This is a genomic window from Morganella psychrotolerans, assembly GCF_001676055.1.
GTDB classification, from domain to species: domain Bacteria; phylum Pseudomonadota; class Gammaproteobacteria; order Enterobacterales; family Enterobacteriaceae; genus Morganella; species Morganella psychrotolerans_B.
In genome coordinates this window covers 48,373-69,977 of the sequence record NZ_LZEX01000009.1, presented here as the reverse complement: position 1 = coordinate 69,977, position 21,605 = coordinate 48,373, and the positions used below count along the sequence as shown (strand labels likewise).

Sequence of the window (21,605 nt, the reverse complement as noted above, 5' to 3'; positions counted from 1 at the left end):
TGCTGCTGTCAGCGACAAACACTATCGCTTCCGTGCGGCTGTTACCGTTGCGCATTTTCGCTTTCAGTAACCCTTTACCCGCTGATTTACTGATAATTTTAACCGTTGCGGTACCATCCGCACCGGTAATCACGGTCAGAGTCTGACCACTGTTACCCTCTGCATCAAAAATCGTTACGCCTTCGGCATTTTTCAACCCGGAGACGCTGAACGTTACGGCTTTATTAGCAAGCACGCCGCCGGTATCATTTTGTAACAAGGCCACTGCCGTAAACTGATCACTGTTATTGGCCAGTAATTCACGGTTTGGTGTGACGGTGAGTTTGGTAATGGTTTCTGTGGACGGAATAACATTGACCCACATTTCTGCGGTGTTGGACTGATTGCCTTCGTTGTCTGTCCCGACTGCCGTAACACGGTAGCCCTGCGGCGCGCCGTTACGGGTCATAAACACATATTCCGGCAGGGTAATATCCACGGTTGTCAGACCGGTCTGGCGGATCTCGCCACCATTTGCTTCCAGTTCAGGTGCGGACCAGCGGAGTGATTTCAGTCCGTATTTTGCTTTCAGAACGCTCGCGGTCACCGGCAGAGTTTGTGCCGCTTCACCTTTGAGTTCCGGCGGCAGCCCGATCCGCAGCAGTTCCTGCTTGCGGTACTGCATCACGATATTGTAATTACGATCAACGAAGTCGTAGCGGTTACCTGCCAGATTACGCATTAAATCAACATTTTCAGTATCAAGCTGCTGAGACAACGGCACACCAAAACGGTAGGAAAGCTCCATGCCGACTTTGCTGTCATTGGAATCACCGGCCGAGGTTTCGCCTTTGAAGGTAATTAACGGGAACGGGGTATAACTGACGCCGACCGTGGACACGGACGGGTTACTTTTCAGTTCACCGGAAGAGGTGGTGCGGGCGAGGCTGACGCCGTCACCAAAATACTGTTCATATTTTACAAAGGCACCTAACTGCGGATAATCCGGCAGATAGCCCTCAGCACGGACATCAAACCCGTTAGCCGGGCGTTCGTCATAATCACGCATCTCATTCAGCGTGGACTGATGCCAGTCTGTAATTCTGAAGTAGCCGTTTGCCGCAAGTTTCACATAGTCTGCCCACAGCTCACCGCCGACACCGACCCGCGAGTTGCTGCCGGTAATGTCATAATCATAGAAACTGTTCAGACCCCACATCCAGCCCTCTTCATACTGACGATAGCCCAGACCGAGGTTGGTGGTGGTCCGCTCATCATTGGCGCGGATACCGAATTGAGAGAACAATAAGCTGTTCGGATTATCAACCAGCGGGATCAGTAAATCCGCATCACCGGTTTTATTGCTGCCAAACTGAACCCGGGCATGGCCCACCTGGTTCAGCCAGTCGTTAACCTGCTGGTTAAGCAGGTTTTCACCGAGGCTGCGGACATAGCCGACAGAGGCGTTAACCGCATCATCTGACGACAGAATTTGTCCTGCCTGTGAGGCATTTCCCGCCCATTTTGATTCTGATGCTGCTGCGTCATCTTCAGGTGAAATATCCGGCAGACCCATGGTCGGCAGGGCGCTGAAAATATCATCTGTCCGCACGGTATTATCACGCGGAGCCGGTTTTGCCGGGTCCGGTAATGTGCTGACACTCATCGGAAATGTCATGCCATTCTGACCGGAAATAAAACCGGTGCCCGGATCAGCCGGCATAACGCCGAACTCGCTCCCGGCGGGCATCTGAACGGTAAAGTTGTTACCACCTGAGCTACCGGCAGGTTTTTCAGAAGGTACAGGGGATGTGTCCATTAATGCATTAAGTCCGTCAACTGTATTTGACATTATTAATTCGCTATCTTGTTCCATCGCATAAGCAATCGACGATGTAGCAACCGATATCGGAAAAAATAACTGTAAAAAGAGTAACAGATACGCTGTTACTCTTTTTGTCTTCGAGTAATACGATGCAAGTTGCATGAACACATCCCTATATAATGAAAATCAGAAAATAAAATTAAATGTCAGAAAGTGCTTTTATTTTATCTTTCACACCAATGAAACCTGCGTACTGAACTTTTGTACATAATGTATCCAGCTTCTTATTCAGCGTCATAGATAACACTTCACGCGAGTCTTTATCCATGATTTCTTTATTCACATTTAAGAATGTATAGTTCTGATTAATACGACCATAGCTTGATGAGAATTCATTAAACTCGCCCTGATTAACACCTTTCAGGAAATTAAATCCATCAACACAGGCGTTCTTTGTTGAGGCAATAACGATACCTTGCGAGGCTACTTGTTTATTTCCCACATACGCCTGTGCCGCGTTATTTCCTTCTACATTTGGTGTGGCAGAACGAGTTTGCTGTTTAGCTGGTGGGTTTTTAATTCCGGATGTGTTTTTCTTTACCGGTGAAGTAGAGCAAGCTGAAATAATCAGTGAAAGTCCGGCAATAACCAGCGCTTTTTTGTTAATCATCATTTTCATTCATTCCTATTTTATAAAAATTAACTCTTATTGAGAGAAAATACAGGTTAAATAAAACACCTGATGTATCTGAATGCTGTTAATACCGTAAAGAAATAACGTATTATTAGTCACCAGATAAACAGACAAGGGGGAGTCAGCTCAAAAGAACAGATAAAGAGGGAGGTCATTACGGATAGATATTCAGCATTATTTGTCATCAAATCCGTCTATATTTTCCTGTTCGGAAACAGCGTACTGATAGTATGTGCTGATAATGGAGAAAAGTTCGCTGATCTCACGCTCCGCCATTCCCAATGCCGCGCAGTATCTGAGCATGACATCAGGGCTAAGCACAGACAAACCGCGTTCATAGCGGGATATTTGCTGCTGACTGATATTGAGTTTCTCAGCCAGTTCCGAACCGGTTAACCCCTGACTTTTTCGCCTTCTTTTTAAGAAAAACCCCACTTCCTTCGAAAGAGATATAGTATTATCACACATAGTAAAACCTGTTCTACCTGAGGATGTTTAACTCCTTTTATGTTTATCCGGGAGATTTTAAAAATTAATAAAAAACAATCTCCGCCTGACTTTAACACCATAAAACTCAATAAAAAAACGATCCCTGTTTGTTATTCAATCCATTGCCTGAAAAAGCCAGCCACTGCTTTACCCTCAAGCAATAAACCCCAATCAAATACCAGTTAAATGAGTTCAATGTTGCTATTGTAATAAAAAATAAAAATCCAATAAGTAACACTGGAAAATATCCACTTTCCGATCGGGTAAAGAATAAATGAATCCGGTTAAGCCATGCAAATAATCATTCTTCTTTTGTTATTACATGAACAATTGGTAAAACCTATCGTGAAAAAATTAAAAAAAAAACGCTTATATGAAAATAACCATTTAAATTCATTCTATTATAAGGATAAAAAAACAATCGTGACATGTATTAACCCTATAACATAAACAGATATAACTCGTATAAAGGCTAAAACTGCATCATTTCGTTACATTTTATATCTAACTATTACTTAAGATAAATAAAAAAAACCAATATTCAATGTATAAGGAATATAATACAACTCGGATAAATTGTATTATATTTACAGAAGATAAATATAACGCGGATAACTTGTATTTTATTTTATGAATAAATAAAATCAGTAATACTGCGGCGGATTTTTTCTCTCAGCCAGCTGATTTTGGAATTATGATTATTACGCTTATGCCAGAGCATCAGGAAAGGGATCTCCAACTGCCGGTACAGTGACTCATCAAAGGGAAGCGGCAGGCAAACTAAATCCAGCTGAAACTGAGTGACATAATGCAGACAATAACCGGGCGCACAGGTAATAAGTGAATGTCCGGGATGCGCGGCCATCAGTAATGATTGTTCGAAAGAGGAATAAGAGAGCCTTATTTGCCGTGAGCGCCCTGTATCATGCAATACATCATCCAGTGCCCACGGGATACGGTTTCCGTATTCGGTACTGATGTGCGGGTATTTTACCAGGTTATCAATCGTCCAGTCTTCATTCAGAACAGGGTGATCACGCCGGATAAATGCCAGCGGTCGGTCCGTAAACAGAACATCAAAATTAACAATGTCAGGAATAGCACTGACTGTCTCTTTTGAGGTCGGGTAACTTTCACGTCCAAGCAGACCGATATCTGCCTCCCCCGCAATCACCGCACTGAGTGAGTTATAATCCCAGTCGCGGATACTGACAGCAGATTCAGGGTAGCTATCCAGGATAGAAACAGAAAGGTCATGCAGCATAAGCAGGTTGAGCGGCGCTTCCATCAGCAGACGGAACTGAATTCCTTTAGGTTTTTCGCTGTCACGGATCTCCGAGATATATTTCGCGGCATGCAAAAATTCCGGCAAAGAGCTTTCCAGGCGCAGCATCAATGGTGTCGGCATCAGCCCCTGCGGGCTGCGGATAAACAGCGGGTCATCAAACCAGGTGCGCAACTTTGTCAGCGCCTTACTGATGGCGGAGGGCGTTACCGCGAGTCTTGCCGCCGTCAGGCTGACACTGCGCTCCTCCAGCAGATACTGAAGGATGACAAGTAAATTCAAATCCAGTCGGTGCAGTGATTTATTCATTAAATACGCGGTTATTCCGGGCGGTCGGGATATCGTTTCAGTAATATCGCACCCGCCAGTGCCGTTGTCAGCAGAATAATAAACAGCATTGTCACTGACGGTACACCCGCCTGTGCCATAATCCAGATATACGCTGATGCAAAACTGAGCTGGGATATTGCCAGTACTGAGCTTGCCATCCCGGCGCGGGTGACAAACGGAGATAGTGCCTGGCTCATGACTATCCCGAACATCAGTGAAAACCCCGCTCCGCACAATCCGAAAACAACCAGCAGCAGCGCCATGTAATCCGCACCGCAGAGAAAAAGCCCCAGTAACAGCGCATTAAGCAGAAACAGCCCCAGCGCGGTATAAAGAACAGAGCGGCTGTTAAAAGCCGTAATAATTTTCGGCATGGAAAAAGAGATACTCATACTCACCACAGCCAGAAGCGCCATTGCCACAGAGAATTGCCCGGATGTAAATTGCATCTGTCCCATCAGGATAATCGGCGACACATTCACATAGGTCAGAATCACCCCCATTCCCAGGCAGGAAATCGCCAGGCGGGTCAGGAAAAAGGTATTGAGAAAGCTCTCTTTTGCTTCCTTTATACCGCAGCTGTTTTCATCTGTTTGCGGGGGCTTTTCCGGACGGGTTTCTTTAATAAAGAACAGACAGAAGATAATACTCACCAGCGCGTATGCAGCACAGACATAAAACATCACTGACCAGTGAAAATACAGGAGGATAATAAAACCGATAACCGGAGCCAGAACCGGCGCAATGCAGGTGATGCCATTCATCATTGACAGTACTTTTGCCCGCACCTGCCCGGAAAGCACATCACGCAGCAGCGCAAATGTCACCACATAACAAAACCCCGCGCCCACACCTTGCGCAAAGCGGGCGATAAGGAAGAAAGTGGTGGTTGTGGCAGAGCCTGCCGCCACAGAGGCCAGCGCAAAAATAACGGCACCGGTCAGTGCAACCGGTCTGCGCCCGATATGATCAGCACACCAGCCGGCAATCAGCATGGTGGACGCCATACCGGCAAGATATACAGAGAAAGCAATATGCAGCGCACTTTCTGCGGCATTCAAATCAGCCGCTATACGCGGGAGCCCGGTCAGGTGTAAATCCACACCCAGCGGGTACATCAGGACAATCCAAAAACTGAATATGACATATCTGCGCATCACACCAACCCTATCAATAAAATAGCCGGTGTGATTGTAATCAGCCGTTTCTGCTTTCCCTACTGACAAATAACGAAACTCCGTTTTCCATTCAGGAAAAAACATTTTCCGTTTTGTATATACCCGGATTATCTGTGATAAGCATCCCCACGCCCCAATCGGCAAAGTGTGCAACCAGTTCCGGGTAATTCGGTGTGTAACAGTAAACCTGATAACCGTATTTCTTCAGAAATTTTACCGTTTTTTCCTGTAAAAACAGCCAGTCACAGTGAACACTGAATGCATCAATTTCCTGTAACAATGTCAGCGGCTGTTCCGGGATTTTCTCCCAGAGCTGTCCGCGCCGGATAAGCGGCATCCGCTTATGCATGTGACGCAATGTGCGGGTATCAAAGCTTGAGAAAAGGATCTGCTCTGCGGGAAAATCACTCATTTCAATCACCGCAGCAGTCGCTTCACACAGGTCGGCAATCGCAGCATCACTGTCTGTCAGTTCTGTTTTCAGTTCCAGATTGAGGTGAGTGCCATTTTCTGCCGCCAGTTCCAGTAAATCCGTCAGCAGCGGAATTTTTTCCGCGCGGAATGCTTCACCAAACCACAAACCGGCATCCAGCGCCCGCAACTCGCGCAGTGTTAAGTCCGTCACTTTTCCGCTGCCGTTGGTGGTACGGTTCACCGTTTCATCATGAATAAGAACCGGCACACCATCAGAGCTGAGCTGAACATCTGTTTCAATCCACTGACAACCAAACTCAACCGCCTCCCGGAAAGAGGCCATGGTATTTTCCGGTGCACGGGAAGCGAAACCACGGTGCGCTGCAATAATCATATTTGTTCCTTTATCTATATGGCAGGAGGCTGACAATGACAAAACTATGTAACGACAATAATATGCTGACTTTCTTAATAACTCACTACCAAACCTTCCGCTTCATTTGTTCTGCTGCAACACCCACACCGCCGCTTCCACCCTCGACTTCACTTTCATTTTTTTCATCAGATTCTTTACATGCACTTTTACGGTGCTTTCGGTGATATCCAGCTTGCGGACGATCATTTTATTCGGCTGCCCCTGCGCTATCAGCCTGAGAATATCGCGCTCACGCGGTGTCAGACTGTTTATATCCGGCTCTCCTTCACTGCGCACTTCGCGCAATGCGCCTGCCAGCACTTCTGTCAGCGCCCGGGAAACCACCATTTTTCCGGCAGCGGCCTGCCTGAGAGCCACCAGCAACTCCTCCGGCTCCATGTCTTTGAGAAGATACCCGTCCGCGCCCCGGCGAAGCGCAGTTATCAAATCTTCGCGGTAGTTGGATACACTGAACACCACAATGCGCCCGGACAGCGATTTTTGCCGCAAAATATCCAGAGTTTCAAAGCCGTTCATTTCCGGCATATTCAGATCCAGCAGGATAAGATCAGGATCAAGCGCTTCCGCCAACGCAATTCCGTCCCGTCCGTTCCCTGCTTCCCCGGCAACCTTCAGTGACGGCTCCAGGCTTATCAGCTGTTTGACACCATTGCGCAGCATCGGATGATCATCAATCAGCAAAATAGTGGAAGGTGAAGAGACATCGCCCGGCTCATCCGGGTCACTCAATATTATTTCACCGGCAGAAAGGCGCGCCGCTGTATTATTGCTCATGTTTACCTTGCTCCTGAATCAACTTCATTTGTTTTTATAATTGTATTGCAGGGAAAACTGATCAGTACCTGCGTACCACCCTGCTCCCGGGGCGTTATCTGACAGGTTCCCTGCAATGTTGCTGCACGTTCCCGCATAATAGATAACCCGTAATGATTATTTTTTTCCGGATTTTCCGGGATCCCTTCCCCGTTATCTTCCACACGGATATAAATCATCTGTGCATCAGACCAGCACTGCACCTGCGCCCGGGACGCGTTTGCGTGCTGAAGAATATTACTTAATGCCTCGCGGACAATCTGCACCACATGAATAGTCTGATGTGCGGATACCTGCCGCCCTGAAAGCTGAAAATCAAATCCGATACTGAACCCTGTGCGCTGATTAAATTCTTCCAGTGTCGTTTGTAATGCCGCATATAATCCGGGTTCCGTCAGTTTCAGGCGGAATGTAGTCAGTAATTCACGCAACTGATGATACGCACCATTTACTTCCTGACGCATTTCGGTCAGTAACGTCTGACAATTTTCAGGGATCTGCGCTGAATGCATCTGTAAATAGCTTATCTGAATTTTCAGACAGGATAATGACTGCGCAATAGAATCGTGAAGTTCGCGGGCAATAACAGAGCGCTCATCCATCAAAATCAACTGTTGCTGCTGTTCATGCTGATACGCCAGTGCAAATGCGGAAATAATCTGTTTACTCAGCATTTGCATCATATTTTGCTGCTCACTGTCCAGCGCCTGCCCGGCCGGTAATAGCAGCGTCAATACCCCGTAACGGTTAATCGGCCCGCTCAGGTTCCATGTCAGTTGCTCCTGAACCTGCGCCGGGATATACCCGCCATCACCAATTTCGGTATAACGTGCGGGATTATTATCTTCAAAAATCCGCAGGCACAGCGGGCCACCCGGCACTAATTTATGCAATTCTTTCAAAATATCAGTAAGTTGTGTGGTGAGATCAGAAGTCTGATTCAGGCGCTGACTGGCGCTGTATAAAAACGCCAGCGTCTGATTTCTCTGCTGTAAATCCTGTGTTTTTACAGCGACCCGCTCTTCCAGCTCGCTGTAAAGAGCCGAAAGCTCTCCGGCGGTGCGGTTCAGAGCCTTGCCGATCATCGTGATTTCATCACGGTGGTCATAATCCGAAAAGCGCAGTTGAAAATCACCCTGCCCCATTGCATCAGCCTGCGCCATAAGACGCCGCCACGGATGCAAAATCCGGCGGCGGAAGTGGCGGACTGACAGCAAAAGCAGCATAAGCATCAGGACAATAAAGACCAGTTGTATCGCTGCCACCAGGCGGATGGTCGATTCTGTCTGCTGGTCAATCGCAGAAACCAGCCCGTCAATTTTCTTCACAAATTCAGTTACCTGAGTACGGGCTTCATCCGGTGAGTCAGCGGCTTCCAGCGCCGGGCGCAGTTTTTGCCGCCAGATTTGTTCGATCGTCAAAAATTGTTTATGAATAGTCGCCGCGCCGACGGCTTTCATTGCGGAAAGAATGGTTAAATCAGCTTCAAAATCATCCAGATAGCCCTGAGATTGTGCCGTCAGCGGAATTTCAGACAGGAAACGGTAGCTCTGCATCCGTAATGTGCCGGATTTATTAATCGCATGAGCACTTCCCTGCACACTTTCCGTTATCTGATTTGTCAGCCCCATACCGATCACGGCAAAAACAGTCAGTAACACCATGCAGCCGGTGATTTGAGTAAGAATTGATGTGTGCCTGAGCATGCTGACACTCCTGTGAAATAGACCGGCATATTTTCCCCGATTCTCCCGGGAAAATACCTACCACCAAAGTAGTAACCCTTAAAACCTTGAGGTATTAGCATTCATAAACCACACTATTTGTGGCGACATTAAACTATTGATTTAACATGCATTACAGAAAAAATTGTATTACCTCTAAAGTAGGATGACGGTTTTACGCTTAAAAATCAATCGGTTCACCCTTTGATTAAGATCAGTATCCGTTATCAGTAACCCACGTAAAAACGCCTTTAATTTCAGCATAATTTTGAGGTGTGTTATGGCTCAGACATCCAAAGGCAAGGCTCCGGCGGGCGTCATTACTGACTGGCGTCCGGAAGATGAAAAATTCTGGGCAGAAAGCGGTCACGCGGTTGCGTCGCGCAACCTGTGGATCTCCGTCCCCTGCCTGTTACTGGCATTCTGTGTGTGGATGTTGTTCAGCGCCGTTGCGGTCAATCTCCCGAAAGTCGGCTTTAATTTTACCACTGATCAACTCTTTATGCTGACGGCGCTGCCTTCTGTTTCCGGCGCACTGTTACGCGTTCCTTACTCCTTTGTTATTCCTGTTTTCGGCGGTCGCCGCTGGACAGCATTCAGTACGCTTATCCTGATTGTACCTTGTGTATGGCTCGGTTTTGCTGTGCAGAATACGTCAACGCCATATAGTGTATTTGTGATTATTGCGCTGCTGTGTGGCTTCGCCGGGGCAAATTTTGCCTCCAGTATGGGAAATATCAGCTTCTTCTTTCCGAAAGCCAAACAGGGCGGTGCGCTGGGTATCAATGGCGGTCTGGGTAATCTCGGCGTCAGTGTGATGCAGTTAGTTGCTCCTTTTATTGTCACTTTTGGTGTATTCAGTTTTATCGGCGGCAATGGTGTTACTCAGCCGGACGGTTCAGTGCTGTGGCTGCAAAATGCGGCGTGGATCTGGGTACCGTTTCTGCTGCTGTTTACCGTTGCAGCCTGGTCTGGCATGAATGACCTCTCCGCTAACAAAGCGTCACTCAGTGAGCAGTTACCGGTTCTGAAACGCAAACATTTGTGGATCCTGAGCTTTCTTTACCTCTCCACGTTTGGCTCGTTTATCGGGTTTTCCGCCGGATTTGCCATGCTGTCCAAAACCCAGTTCCCGGATATCGTTATTCTGAAATTTGCCTTTTTCGGTCCGTTGCTGGGTGCGCTGGCGCGTCCACTCGGCGGCTTTCTGTCCGATAAATTCGGCGGCATCCGCGTGACCTTTATCAATTTTATCGCGATGGCGACATTCACCTTCCTGCTGTTCTTCACCCTGCCGGGCGCAAATGATACCGGCTCTTTTGCCGCGTTCTTCGGCGTCTTTATGGTGCTGTTTTTCACCGCCGGTCTGGGCAGCGGCTCCACCTTCCAGATGATCGCGGTGGTGTTCCGCAAAATCACTACTGAGCGCGTTATGGCGCAAGGCGGAACAGAGAAAGAAGCCCAGCGTGAAGCCGTGACAGAGAGTGCCGCCGCACTCGGTTTTATCTCCTCAATCGGGGCTATCGGCGGATTTTTCATTCCGAATGCCTTCGGTATTTCGCTGAACCTGACAGGGTCTCCGGCGGGTGCCATGAAAGTGTTTGTTGTCTTTTATGTGGTCTGCATTCTGATCACATGGCTGGTTTACGGCCGTAAAAATAAATAACCCATTCTAATTATCAGAGCAATGTGAGCGCCCGGCGCTTATCGGGGGAACACCGAATGAGCAAGTTTTTAGACAGATTCCGTTATTTTAAGCAGCGCGGGGAAAACTTCTCCGGCGACCACGGACAAGAACTGAATGTTAACCGCGACTGGGAAGACAGTTACCGCAGCCGCTGGCAGCATGACAAGATTGTCCGTTCCACCCACGGCGTGAACTGTACCGGTTCATGCAGCTGGAAAATTTATGTGAAAAACGGGCTGGTGACGTGGGAAACGCAGCAGACTGACTACCCGCGCACCCGTCCTGACCTGCCGGATCATGAGCCGCGCGGCTGTCCGCGTGGTGCGAGCTACTCCTGGTATCTCTACAGCGCCAACCGCGTGAAATACCCGATGGTGCGCAAACGCCTGATCAAACTGTGGCGCGAAGCCAAAGCAGAGCATGCGGATCCGGTGGATGCGTGGGCATCCATCATTAATGATGAAAGCAAAGCCAAAAGCTACAAACAGGCACGCGGACGCGGTGGTTTTGTCCGTTCTGACTGGCAGGAAGTGAATGAAATGATTGCGGCGGCAAATATTACAACCGCTAAGCAATTTGGTCCTGACCGGATTATCGGCTTCTCGCCGATCCCTGCTATGTCGATGGTTTCCTATGCATCAGGTGCGCGCTATCTGTCGCTGATCGGCGGTGCCTGCCTGAGTTTCTACGACTGGTATTGCGACTTACCCCCTGCATCTCCGCAGACCTGGGGTGAGCAGACAGACGTTCCTGAATCCGCAGACTGGTATAACTCATCTTACCTTATCGCCTGGGGCTCTAACGTTCCGCAGACCAGAACGCCGGATGCACACTTCTTCACTGAAGTCCGCTATAAAGGCACCAAAACGGTCGCGATCACCCCTGATTATGCTGAGATCGCCAAACTGTGTGACCAGTGGCTGAACCCGAAACAAGGGACAGACAGTGCCATGGCGCTGGCAATGGGGCATGTGATCCTCAACGAATTCCACGCAAAACGTCAGACCGAATACTTCACAAATTACATCCGCACCTACACTGACTTACCGATGCTGGTAATGTTAGAGCCGCGCGCGGAAGGCGGATATGTTCCGGGCCGCATGTTACGGGCTTCAGACCTGGTTGATTCCCTCGGCGAGAAAGAGAATGCCGAATGGAAAACTATCGCGATTGATGAAACCAGCCAGCAACTCGTGGCACCTCAGGGCTCTATCGGCTTCCGCTGGGATAAATCCCGCAAATGGAATCTCGAGCCGCGCGATGGCAAAACCGGTGATGAAATCACCATGCAGCTGAGCCTGCTGGGAAAACACGATGAAGTCGCAGATGTCGCGTTCCCGTATTTCGGCGGCATCGAAAGCGAGTTTTTTGAAGGTGTGGCACTGGATGAAGTGCTGATGCATAAACTGCCGGTGAAAATTATCCGCCTGGCGGATGGCAGTGAAGCCCGCGTTGCCGCTATTTTTGATTTAACCCTCGCCAACTACGGCATCGACCGCGGTCTGAGTGATGTAAACTGCGCCACTGACTACAGTGAAATCAAAGCCTATACTCCTGCGTGGGCAGAAAAAGTAACCGGTGTCAGCCAGCACAATATCATCCGTATTGCCCGTGAATTTGCCGATAACGCAGAGAAAACACACGGTCGCTCAATGGTGATTGTCGGTGCCGGGATCAACCACTGGTATCACATGGATATGACCTACCGCGGCATCATCAATATGCTGGTGTTCTGTGGTTGTGTCGGTCAGAGCGGCGGCGGCTGGTCCCACTATGTGGGTCAGGAAAAACTGCGTCCGCAGACCGGCTGGCTGCCGCTGGCATTTGGCCTGGACTGGTCACGTCCGCCGCGTCATATGAACAGCACGTCTTTCTTCTACAACCACTCAAGCCAGTGGCGCTATGAAACTGTTCAGCCGCAGGAACTATTGTCCCCGCTGGCAGACAAATCCCGTTTCAGCGGCAGTCTGCTGGATCTCAATATCCGCGCTGAGCGCATGGGCTGGCTGCCGTCTGCACCTCAACTGAACGTCAACCCGCTGGAGATTGCCGCGCGTGCAAAAGACGCCGGACAAGATCCGCTGGCATACACTGTCGACAGTCTGAAAAACGGCAGCATCCGCTTTGCCGCAGAGCAGCCGGACAATCCGCAGAACTTCCCGCGTAACCTGTTTATCTGGCGCTCCAATCTGCTCGGATCCGCCGGGAAAGGCCATGAGTATCTGCTGAAATACCTGCTCGGAACGGAAAACGGTATTCTGGGTAAAGATCTCGGTCAGCAGGGTAAAGTCAAACCGGAAGAAGCCGAATGGGTGGATGACGCCCCGCAGGGCAAAGTAGATTTAGTCGTTACACTCGATTTCCGTATGTCCAGCACCTGTCTGTTCTCCGATATCGTGTTGCCGACGGCGACCTGGTATGAAAAAGACGATCTGAATACCTCCGATATGCATCCGTTTATTCATCCGCTGACAGCGGCTGTTGATCCTGCCTGGGAGTCCAAAACCGACTGGGAAATTTATAAAGGGATCGCCAAATCCTTCTCTGAACTCTGTCCGGGACATCTGGGCAAAGAGACCGATATTGTCACCCTGCCGATTCAGCATGACTCCGCCGCTGAAATGGCGCAGCCGTTTGATGTGAAGGACTGGAAAAAAGGCGAATGTGACCTGATCCCGGGTAAAACCGCACCGCACCTGATTGCTGTCGAGCGTGATTATCCGGAAACCTACGCCCGTTTTACCTCTCTCGGTCCTCTGCTTGATAAACTCGGTAACGGCGGGAAAGGCATCAACTGGAATACACAGGAAGAGATTGATTTCCTTAAAAAATTAAACCGCACCCGTACCAATGGTGCCGCAGACGGTCGTCCGTCAATTGAAACCGCGATTGATGCCGCTGAAGTGGTTCTCACCCTGGCACCTGAAACCAACGGGCACGTTGCCGTGAAAGCCTGGGATGCACTGGGTAAAATCACCGGACGCGACCATACTCATCTTGCTATCCATAAAGAAGATGAAAAAATCCGCTTCCGCGATATCGTGGCGCAGCCGCGTAAAATTATCTCCAGCCCTATCTGGTCCGGTCTGGAAGATGAACACGTTTCTTATAACGCCTGTTATACCAACGTCCATGAAATGATCCCGTGGCGTACCCTGAGCGGACGCCAGCAGTTGTATCAGGATCATGAATGGATGCGTGCTTTCGGCGAATCCCTGGTGGTGTACCGTCCGCCGGTTGATACCCGCGCAGCACAGCCGTTGCTGGGTGCGAAACCAAACGGTCATCCGGAAAAAGCACTTAACTTCCTGACACCGCACCAAAAATGGGGCATTCACTCCACTTACAGTGATAACCAGCTGATGCTGACACTTGGTCGCGGCGGTCCTGTGGTGTGGCTGAGTGAAGAAGACGCCCGCTCTCTGGGGATTGAAGATAATGACTGGGTGGAAGCCTTTAACAGCAACGGCGCACTGACTGCCCGCGCGATTGTCAGCCAGCGTATTCCTGACGGCATGATCTTTATGTACCACGCCCAGGAGCGTCAGATTAACCTGCCCGGCTCTGAAGTGACCGGTATGCGCGGCGGGATCCATAACTCCGTCACACGTGTCTGCCCGAAACCGACGCATATGATCGGCGGCTATGGTCATCTCGCGTACAGCTTTAACTATTACGGCACTGTCGGCTCCAACCGCGACGAGTTTGTTGTCGTGCGCAAAATGAAAAACGTGGACTGGCTCGATGGTGAGCAAGATGGCTACCAACAGACCCTGAGCGGGCAGGAGAAAGCGAAATGAAGATCCGTTCCCAAGTCGGCATGGTATTGAACCTGGATAAATGTATCGGTTGCCATACCTGCTCTGTCACCTGTAAAAACGTCTGGTCAAGCCGCGAAGGAGTTGAATACGCGTGGTTTAATAACGTCGAGACCAAACCCGGTCTGGGCTATCCCCATAACTGGGAAGATCAGGACAAATGGAAAGGCGGCTGGGTAAAAAATATCCGTGGCAAACTGGTTCCCCGCATGGGCGGCAAAGTCGGCGTGCTGGCAAAAATCTTTGCCAACCCGAATCAGCCTGAGCTGGATGACTATTACGAGCCGTTCACTTATGACTATGATCATCTGAAAAATGCACCGGAAGGTAATTTACCAACTGCGCGTCCGCGCTCTCTGATAACCGGCCAGCGCATGACAAAAATCGAAAATGGTCCGAACTGGGAAGATGATTTAGGCGGTGAATTCAGTCGCCGCAGTGCGGACAAAAATTTCGATAACATGCAAAAAGAGATGTACGGTCAGTTCGAACAGACTTTTATGATGTATCTGCCGCGTCTGTGTGAACACTGTCTGAATCCTGCCTGTGTCGCGACCTGCCCGAGCGGCGCAATTTATAAACGCGCCGAAGACGGGATAGTCCTTATCGATCAGGACAAGTGCCGTGGCTGGCGGATGTGCCTGACCGGTTGCCCGTACAAAAAAATCTACTTCAACTGGAAGAGCGGCAAATCGGAAAAATGTATTTTCTGCTACCCGCGCATTGAAGCCGGTCAGCCGACAGTCTGTTCGGAAACCTGTGTCGGACGGATCCGTTATCTCGGCGTACTGCTCTATGATGCTGACAGGATTGAAGAAGCAGCAAGTGCGGATAATGAAAAAGACCTGTATGAACGCCAGCTCGGGATCTTCCTCGACCCGAATGACCCGGACGTGATCCGTCAGGCGCAGGCCGACGGTATTCCGCTGAGTGTGATTGATGCCGCACAGAAATCGCCGGTCTATAAAATGGCAATGGAGTGGAGACTCGCTCTGCCGCTGCACCCGGAATACCGCACATTACCGATGGTCTGGTATGTGCCGCCTCTGTCACCGATTCAGTCTGTCAGTGATGCGGGTATGTTACCGCACAGCGGCGTACTGCCGGATGTGGAGAGCCTGCGCATTCCTGTGCAGTATCTCGCCAATCTGCTGACCGCCGGTGATACCGCGCCGGTGCTGCTTGCCCTGAAACGGATGCTGGCAATGCGTCATTACAAACGCGCTGAAACTGTGGATAAAACCCGCGATATCAGTGCGTTGGAAGAGGTCGGACTGACGGAAGCCCAGGCGCAGGAGATGTACCGCTACCTGGCTATCGCTAACTATGAAGATCGCTTTGTTATTCCGTCAAGCCACCGCGAACTCGCGCGGGAAGCCTTCCCTGAACGCAACGGCTGCGGATTCAGTTTTGGTGACGGTTGCCACGGCAGCGACACTAAATTTAATCTGTTTAACAGCCGACGTATCGATGCCATCGATATCACCCAAAAGACGCCTGAAGATGCGCCAATCTCAGAGAGGCATTCATCATGATCACACTGAAAATCATCGGATGCCTGCTGGATTATCCGAATGACGCGTTATGGGCACACCGCGATGAACTGATCACAGAGATTGAACAGGCGCACGAACTGCGCCTGACTCAGGCAGCCGCGCTGATGTATTTCACCGGTGAACTGACCGCCGAATCCCTGCTGGACAGCCAGGCGCGTTACAGTGAACTGTTTGATCGCGGCAGAGCCACGTCTCTGCTGCTGTTTGAACATGTTTACGGTGAATCACGCGATCGTGGTCAGGCGATGGTTTCCCTGCTGGATCAATATGAAGAAGCCGGGATCACCCTGAACAGCCGCGAATTGCCGGACTATCTGCCGGTTTATCTGGAATACCTCTCTGTCATGCCGCCGGAAAAAGCCATTCAGGGGCTGAAAGATATCGCGCCAATCCTGGCACTGCTCGGTGAGCGTCTGCGCCAGCGGGAGAGCCATTACCATGAGCTGTTTAAACTGCTTCTGGAACTGGCGGACAGCGAGCTGACACTTGAATCACTGAACCGTCAGGTCGCAGGTGAAGCCCGTGATGATACCCCGGCAGCACTGGATGCCGTATGGGAAGAAGAGCAGGTTACATTCCTGGCGGATAAAGGCTGTGACAACTCCGTGCTGACACAGCATCAGCGTCGTTTTTCACAGAGTGTCGCCCCTGATTATATTCAGGTCGGTGACGCCCCGGCGTCCCCTGCGGCGAAAGGAGTGAACCCATGAATTTCCTCAATACGTTTTTCTTTAATATTTTCCCGTACATTGCAGGGACTGTCTTTATCGTCGGCAGCTGGCTGCGCTATGACTATGGTCAGTACAGCTGGCGCGCGGGTTCCAGCCAGATGCTCAGTAAAAAAGGCATGCATCTGGCATCCAACCTGTTCCATTTCGGGATAATCGGGATCTTCTTCGGTCATTTCGTCGGAATGCTGACGCCGCACTGGATGTACGAACCCTTCATTACGGTGGGGCAAAAACAGATGCTGGCAATGGTCGCGGGCGGCACCTGTGGTGTGATGACGCTGGTGGGTGGTGGTCTGCTGCTCAAACGCCGTCTGACTAACCCACGCGTGCGTGCAACCTCTTCAACCGGCGATATCCTTATCCTGTCACTACTGGTGGTTCAGGTGATCCTGGGTCTGGCGACCATTCCGTTCTCCGCCCAACACACTGACGGCAGCGAAATGATGAAATTGGTCGGCTGGGCGCAGGCCGTAGTGACGTTTCAGGGGGATGCCGCCGCACACTTAGAGGGCGTTGCCTTTATCTTCCGGATGCACCTGGTGCTCGGTATGACCTTGTTTATTCTGTTCCCGTTCTGCCGTCTGGTGCACATCTGGAGTGCGCCGGTTGAATATATTACGCGCCGCTATCAGTTAGTGCGCAACCGCCATTAATGCAGTACCCATAAAACAACGACAGTCTCATCCTTTAAATGCACAGTTTCGGGTGGCGTATGCCACCCTTTTTTTTGCTCACAACCAAAATTCAACATTTACAACATCTCCGTGCAGATAAAAAAATTACTGCTAAATCAATTCAGTAAAAACACACCAGCAGAAACATACTGTTTTCCTCCGGTTGTGATGCTCATAATTACTATTTTTCACTGCTTTTTTGTTATTAAAATGATTTTGTAATCATTAAAAAATAGTTGAAATTAATGTTGACCGGCATCACAAAACTGGTAAGATACCTCCATCGAAGCGAAACACGCTTACTCAACTAAATTCAAACGCAGGAGTTCATTATGAAAATGATTAAATCTTTCTTTTCTCACCTGACCCATGCTGCTGCTATCATTGCTAAATACAGCAAAGCATTCTGATTATCAGACAGATTTAAAAAAGCGCCTTTAAGGCGCTTTTTTATTGCCCGCAATCCGGCATTCAACAAAAGTTGAAGAAAGCCCGGCTGACTCAGTAAACGATCCCCGCCACGCAGCGAAAACGCAGCCTCTCAACCAAAATTCAACATTTACAACATCTCCATGCAGATAAAAAATTACTGCTAAATCAATTCAGTAAAAACACATCAGCAGAAACATACTGTTTCTCTCTGGTTGCGATGCTCATTATTGCTATTTTTCACTGCTTTTTTGTTATTAAAATGATTTTGTAATCATTAAAAAATAGTTGAAATTAATGTTGACCGGCATCACAAAACTGGTAAGATACCTCCATCGAAGCGAAACACGCTTTACACCTAATTAAAACGCAGGAGTTCATTATGAAAAGCATCAAAACTTTCTTCTCAAATCTGACCCGTGCTGCTGCTATCATTGCTAAATACAGCAAAGCATTCTGAGTTACAGATTGACGAAAAAAGCGCCTCTAAGGCGCTTTTTTTATGTCTGCAATTTATACCTTTATTTAGTCAAACGGCAATTTCCCGTAATTTTTGTACCAGATAATCAATAAATACCATCATGTGTGGCGGCTGATAGCGCGAAGGCGGATAAAGCAGCCAGGCATCCCCGCTGTAACGTGTTTTAAATGTCCAGTCTGCCAGCACCTGAACCACCTCACCCTTTTCCAGTGATTTACGGGCAGTAAATACCGGAAGCCCGCCGATACCAAGGTGTGATTTCACACCATCGAGTCGCACCCCGCTGTGATTAGACGCATAACGCCCGTGTACATTCACAGACACCACTTTATTTCCCTGCTGAAAACGCCAGCGGGTATCTGTTGCTTCCTCGCTCAAAAATAAACAACTGTGATTTTTCAGCTCCTGCGGATGAGACGGCACTCCGTGCTCAGCAAGATATTGCGGTGTGGCGCATAAAATATGACTGACAGCAAATAGCCGCTTGCCGATAAGTCCCGGCGGCGGCTCATTGGTGATGCGGATAGCAAGATCGATCTCTTCATCAATCAAATCCATATAGCGATCTTCGAGGCGCAACATTACATTCACCCCGGGATTAGCATTAAGGAACTCATTGATAAGCGGATGCACCATAAAATACCCCAGTGCTTTCGGCGCACCCATACGCACCAGCCCGGAGGGCGTTTCACTGAACTGCCCGCTGGCATTCATCACTGCACCCGCAGAATTGACCAGCGCCTGACAATGCTGATAAACCGCTTTACCACTTTCATTCAAACGCAGCTTACGGGTTGTGCGCTGTAACAGGCGGGTATTGAGCGCACGTTCAAGACGGGAAACCGAGCGGCTGATAGCAGAAGGGGTTGCCCCCAGTTGCCGGGCGGCTTCAGAAAAGCTGCCGGTCTCAACCACTTTGGCAAATACTGCCATTTCTTCGAGTAATGCGAGGGTTTCACTTGTGATCACAGGGAATAAATCCTTTGCATTTTTGCCGTATTATCATATTACAGTGTCTGCAATACAATGGATAACAACCAAACAGAATAATCACGGGGCGCACATCATCATGACCGAAAAATGTTATCTGACCAGCACGGCCTTACAAGATACTGTCACTGTACTGGATTGCCATCCGGCAGAAGACGGGCATTATGCGGTAATCCTGGATAAAACCCTGTTTCATCCACAGGGCGGCGGGCAACCGGGTGATACCGGAACCATTGGTGATGCGAATGTTATTCAGACCGCTTTTATGCCTGAGGGAATTATTCATTACACTGATGCACCGGTTCCTGCCGGTGAAGCGGTGATTTGTGTGGATGCACAAAAGCGCCTGTTGCACTCACGGCTGCATACCGGCGGGCACCTATTGTCTCATGTGATGGAAACTCTCGGCTGGAAACCAACCAAAGGTCATCACTGGCCGGATGAAGGACGGATCCAATATATCCCGATAGGATCGCCGGTGATTATTGATTCAGAAGATGTCCGTCAGCGCTGTCAGCAATTGATCGACGCGGATCATAAATGTCACCATTATCAGGATGACGACGGACTGTTTCAGATCCGCTTTGCTGACTTTGAACCCTACTCCTGCGGCGGTACACATGTGCAGTCACTCGGGGAAATCGGCACAATTATTCTTAAATCACAAAAAACCAAAAAAGGCGTTCTGTCCATTCAATACGACGTCACCTGAGGTCATTATGAACCTGTTTAACTGGAATGAATTTCTGGGGCTCGCGCTCGTCCATTTTTTCATTGTTGTCTCGCCGGGGCCGGACTTCGCCGTCACGCTGCGCCAGAGCATTTACCATGGACGCAAAGCCGGACTGATGACCGCGCTGGGTATCGGCGCAGGTATTTCTGTGCATGTCATTTATACACTGATTGGCGTGACAGCCCTGATGCAGGCAACCCCCTGGCTGATGAATGTCGCGAAATACATTGGTGCGGCTTATCTTATCTGGCTCGGGATCCAGTTCCTGCGCAGTAAAGGATCACATGCAAACATCACACCGGATACTGCGGATTCAGGAACTGCACAAACTGCCGGAAAGGCATTTTGGATGGGTTTTCTGACCAATGCCACCAATCCGAAAGCGATGCTGTTTTTCCTGGCGATGTTCACCAGTCTGGTCAGCGTCTCAACACCGGTATCAATCAAACTGTTTTACGGTGTCTGGATGTGTGGCGTAAATGCCGCATGGTTTATGCTGGTTTCCCTGCTTTTTTCCCATCAGCGGATCCGCGAACGCTTCCTCGCCCACAGCAAACTGTTTGATAATATCATCGGTGTGGTGCTGCTGCTGTTTGCCGGGCGGCTCTTATTGATGGTGTGAGTATTGATGGTATAAATTCACATACGGCAGGGGAACGGATATATCCCCTGCTGCTTAACACTGCGATATTATTTTAAACGGGGAATATCAGGGTTATCTCTGACCAGGTTCTGATAGGTTGCGTTATCCATTTTTAAAAATGTGTATTTTTCGCCGGGTCTGGTCAGTCTGATCGCTAAGATTTCATTCCCGAGCATATACAACTGTGTGTTGTAATGCGTTTTTTCATTCAATTCTTCAATTTTCGGTGCTTTTCCGTTTATAACAGACTTGCGTTTAAACGAATTCATTGTGAATATTTTGTCTTTCTCATTAAATTCCCAGGTGTAATATTCACTGTATTCCGACTCTGGTTTTCCGTCTTTTTCATCGATTGAAAGATAATTTAACCCTGAATGGTTCGGAAGAAAAACCGCCAGATAAAGAAAATCCACAGGATCTTCATCGGATATCGCCCAGGCGCCATATAAGTCTTTAGTTTTAATTGTTTCCGCTATTGTCGCGCTTTCCACTTTCTGGTCATTCACCCCGTCCATTGGTGAAGAAAGCATACTACAGGAAACTATAAATAAGCATGATAATGCAATTAAACCATTTTTAATCAATGACATATTTCATCCTGTTTATTTTTTTATCCGTTGAGTGCTTTATTTATATCATCATCATTTTCACAATACGGTATGACAATATAATACTGCCGGCTTAACCTCCGGCGAA

17 protein-coding genes are annotated in these 21,605 nt (G+C 49.0%); 7 read left to right on the top strand and 10 right to left on the bottom strand.

Annotated features, from left to right (window positions below; translation table 11 throughout):
- The 8 genes from AYY17_RS07865 to narX form a co-directional block, all read right to left on the bottom strand.
- Nucleotides 1-1,966, bottom strand: a 1,966-nt coding sequence (locus AYY17_RS07865) for an inverse autotransporter beta domain-containing protein (RefSeq protein WP_202906391.1), incomplete at its 3' end; no start/stop codon positions are given.
- Between the two features lie 37 nt (nucleotides 1,967-2,003).
- Nucleotides 2,004-2,483, bottom strand: a complete 480-nt coding sequence (locus tag AYY17_RS07860) for a hypothetical protein (protein ID WP_067366321.1) — start codon at nucleotides 2,481-2,483, stop codon at nucleotides 2,004-2,006.
- Between the two features lie 189 nt (nucleotides 2,484-2,672).
- Nucleotides 2,673-2,966, bottom strand: coding sequence for a helix-turn-helix domain-containing protein (locus tag AYY17_RS07855; RefSeq protein WP_067406641.1), 294 nt, complete (start codon nucleotides 2,964-2,966; stop codon nucleotides 2,673-2,675).
- A gap of 649 nt (nucleotides 2,967-3,615) precedes the next feature.
- Entirely contained in the window at nucleotides 3,616-4,581 is a 966-nt protein-coding gene (gene yidZ / locus AYY17_RS07850) for an HTH-type transcriptional regulator YidZ (protein WP_067422755.1), read from the bottom strand.
- 11 nt (nucleotides 4,582-4,592) lie between these two features.
- Nucleotides 4,593-5,759, bottom strand: a complete 1,167-nt coding sequence (locus AYY17_RS07845; protein WP_067422769.1) for an MdtL family multidrug efflux MFS transporter — start codon at nucleotides 5,757-5,759, stop codon at nucleotides 4,593-4,595.
- 91 nt (nucleotides 5,760-5,850) lie between these two features.
- A complete protein-coding gene (locus tag AYY17_RS07840; protein ID WP_067422753.1) occupies nucleotides 5,851-6,588 on the bottom strand; it encodes a glycerophosphoryl diester phosphodiesterase in 738 nt (245 codons plus the stop codon).
- Nucleotides 6,589-6,690: 102 nt separating this feature from the next.
- A complete protein-coding gene (gene narL, locus AYY17_RS07835) occupies nucleotides 6,691-7,404 on the bottom strand; it encodes a two-component system response regulator NarL (RefSeq protein ID WP_082981327.1) in 714 nt (237 codons plus the stop codon).
- Between the two features lie 2 nt (nucleotides 7,405-7,406).
- Complete coding sequence (gene narX / locus AYY17_RS07830) at nucleotides 7,407-9,149, bottom strand: nitrate/nitrite two-component system sensor histidine kinase NarX (protein ID WP_067422751.1); 1,743 nt, start codon at nucleotides 9,147-9,149, stop codon at nucleotides 7,407-7,409.
- Between the two features lie 298 nt (nucleotides 9,150-9,447).
- Between narX and AYY17_RS07825 the strand changes: the two genes are divergently transcribed.
- The 5 genes from AYY17_RS07825 to narI are packed head-to-tail and all read left to right on the top strand — an operon-like array spanning nucleotide 9,448 to nucleotide 17,612.
- Entirely contained in the window at nucleotides 9,448-10,833 is a 1,386-nt protein-coding gene (locus tag AYY17_RS07825) for a NarK family nitrate/nitrite MFS transporter (RefSeq protein ID WP_067422749.1), read from the top strand.
- A 56-nt stretch (nucleotides 10,834-10,889) separates the two neighbouring features.
- Entirely contained in the window at nucleotides 10,890-14,654 is a 3,765-nt protein-coding gene (locus tag AYY17_RS07820; RefSeq protein WP_067422748.1) for a nitrate reductase subunit alpha, read from the top strand.
- Nucleotides 14,651-16,207 (top strand): nitrate reductase subunit beta, encoded by a 1,557-nt coding sequence (narH, locus tag AYY17_RS07815; protein ID WP_067406652.1) that lies wholly within the window; start codon nucleotides 14,651-14,653, stop codon nucleotides 16,205-16,207. Before AYY17_RS07820 ends, narH begins: the two co-directional genes overlap by 4 nt.
- On the top strand, nucleotides 16,204-16,938 hold the full coding sequence (gene narJ / locus AYY17_RS07810; protein ID WP_067422746.1) for a nitrate reductase molybdenum cofactor assembly chaperone: 735 nt from the start codon (nucleotides 16,204-16,206) through the stop codon (nucleotides 16,936-16,938). The genes narH and narJ overlap by 4 nt, the downstream gene beginning before the upstream one ends.
- Nucleotides 16,935-17,612, top strand: a complete 678-nt coding sequence (narI, locus tag AYY17_RS07805; protein ID WP_067422744.1) for a respiratory nitrate reductase subunit gamma — start codon at nucleotides 16,935-16,937, stop codon at nucleotides 17,610-17,612. Before narJ ends, narI begins: the two co-directional genes overlap by 4 nt.
- Before the next feature lie 979 nt (nucleotides 17,613-18,591).
- Here narI and AYY17_RS07800 read toward each other — a convergent pair.
- Complete coding sequence (locus AYY17_RS07800; protein WP_067422742.1) at nucleotides 18,592-19,512, bottom strand: LysR family transcriptional regulator; 921 nt, start codon at nucleotides 19,510-19,512, stop codon at nucleotides 18,592-18,594.
- 100 nt (nucleotides 19,513-19,612) lie between these two features.
- Here AYY17_RS07800 and AYY17_RS07795 point away from each other — a divergent pair, with 100 nt between their 5' ends.
- Both AYY17_RS07795 and AYY17_RS07790 read left to right on the top strand, forming a co-directional pair.
- A complete protein-coding gene (locus AYY17_RS07795; RefSeq protein WP_067422740.1) occupies nucleotides 19,613-20,245 on the top strand; it encodes an alanyl-tRNA editing protein in 633 nt (210 codons plus the stop codon).
- Nucleotides 20,246-20,252: 7 nt separating this feature from the next.
- Nucleotides 20,253-20,888 (top strand): LysE family translocator, encoded by a 636-nt coding sequence (locus tag AYY17_RS07790; RefSeq protein ID WP_067422738.1) that lies wholly within the window; start codon nucleotides 20,253-20,255, stop codon nucleotides 20,886-20,888.
- A gap of 68 nt (nucleotides 20,889-20,956) precedes the next feature.
- Here AYY17_RS07790 and AYY17_RS07785 read toward each other — a convergent pair whose 3' ends face one another.
- Nucleotides 20,957-21,499 carry a hypothetical protein gene (locus AYY17_RS07785; protein ID WP_067422736.1) on the bottom strand — a complete coding sequence of 181 codons (543 nt, stop codon included), beginning with the start codon at nucleotides 21,497-21,499 and terminating at the stop codon, nucleotides 20,957-20,959.
- Nucleotides 21,500-21,605: the final 106 nt, after the last annotated feature.

What these genes read in the sequence shown, in the direction of transcription:
- AYY17_RS07860 (WP_067366321.1), bottom strand. Translation starts at nt 2,483, where the DNA reads ATGAAAATGATGATTAACAAAAAAGCGCTGGTTATTGCCGGACTTTCA.
- AYY17_RS07855 (WP_067406641.1), bottom strand. Translation starts at nt 2,966, where the DNA reads ATGTGTGATAATACTATATCTCTTTCGAAGGAAGTGGGGTTTTTCTTA.
- yidZ (WP_067422755.1), bottom strand. Translation starts at nt 4,581, where the DNA reads ATGAATAAATCACTGCACCGACTGGATTTGAATTTACTTGTCATCCTT.
- AYY17_RS07845 (WP_067422769.1), bottom strand. Translation starts at nt 5,759, where the DNA reads ATGCGCAGATATGTCATATTCAGTTTTTGGATTGTCCTGATGTACCCG.
- AYY17_RS07840 (WP_067422753.1), bottom strand. Translation starts at nt 6,588, where the DNA reads ATGATTATTGCAGCGCACCGTGGTTTCGCTTCCCGTGCACCGGAAAAT.
- narL (WP_082981327.1), bottom strand. Translation starts at nt 7,404, where the DNA reads ATGAGCAATAATACAGCGGCGCGCCTTTCTGCCGGTGAAATAATATTG.
- narX (WP_067422751.1), bottom strand. Translation starts at nt 9,149, where the DNA reads ATGCTCAGGCACACATCAATTCTTACTCAAATCACCGGCTGCATGGTG.
- AYY17_RS07825 (WP_067422749.1), top strand. Translation starts at nt 9,448, where the DNA reads ATGGCTCAGACATCCAAAGGCAAGGCTCCGGCGGGCGTCATTACTGAC.
- AYY17_RS07820 (WP_067422748.1), top strand. Translation starts at nt 10,890, where the DNA reads ATGAGCAAGTTTTTAGACAGATTCCGTTATTTTAAGCAGCGCGGGGAA.
- narH (WP_067406652.1), top strand. Translation starts at nt 14,651, where the DNA reads ATGAAGATCCGTTCCCAAGTCGGCATGGTATTGAACCTGGATAAATGT.
- narJ (WP_067422746.1), top strand. Translation starts at nt 16,204, where the DNA reads ATGATCACACTGAAAATCATCGGATGCCTGCTGGATTATCCGAATGAC.
- narI (WP_067422744.1), top strand. Translation starts at nt 16,935, where the DNA reads ATGAATTTCCTCAATACGTTTTTCTTTAATATTTTCCCGTACATTGCA.
- AYY17_RS07795 (WP_067422740.1), top strand. Translation starts at nt 19,613, where the DNA reads ATGACCGAAAAATGTTATCTGACCAGCACGGCCTTACAAGATACTGTC.
- AYY17_RS07790 (WP_067422738.1), top strand. Translation starts at nt 20,253, where the DNA reads ATGAACCTGTTTAACTGGAATGAATTTCTGGGGCTCGCGCTCGTCCAT.
- AYY17_RS07785 (WP_067422736.1), bottom strand. Translation starts at nt 21,499, where the DNA reads ATGTCATTGATTAAAAATGGTTTAATTGCATTATCATGCTTATTTATA.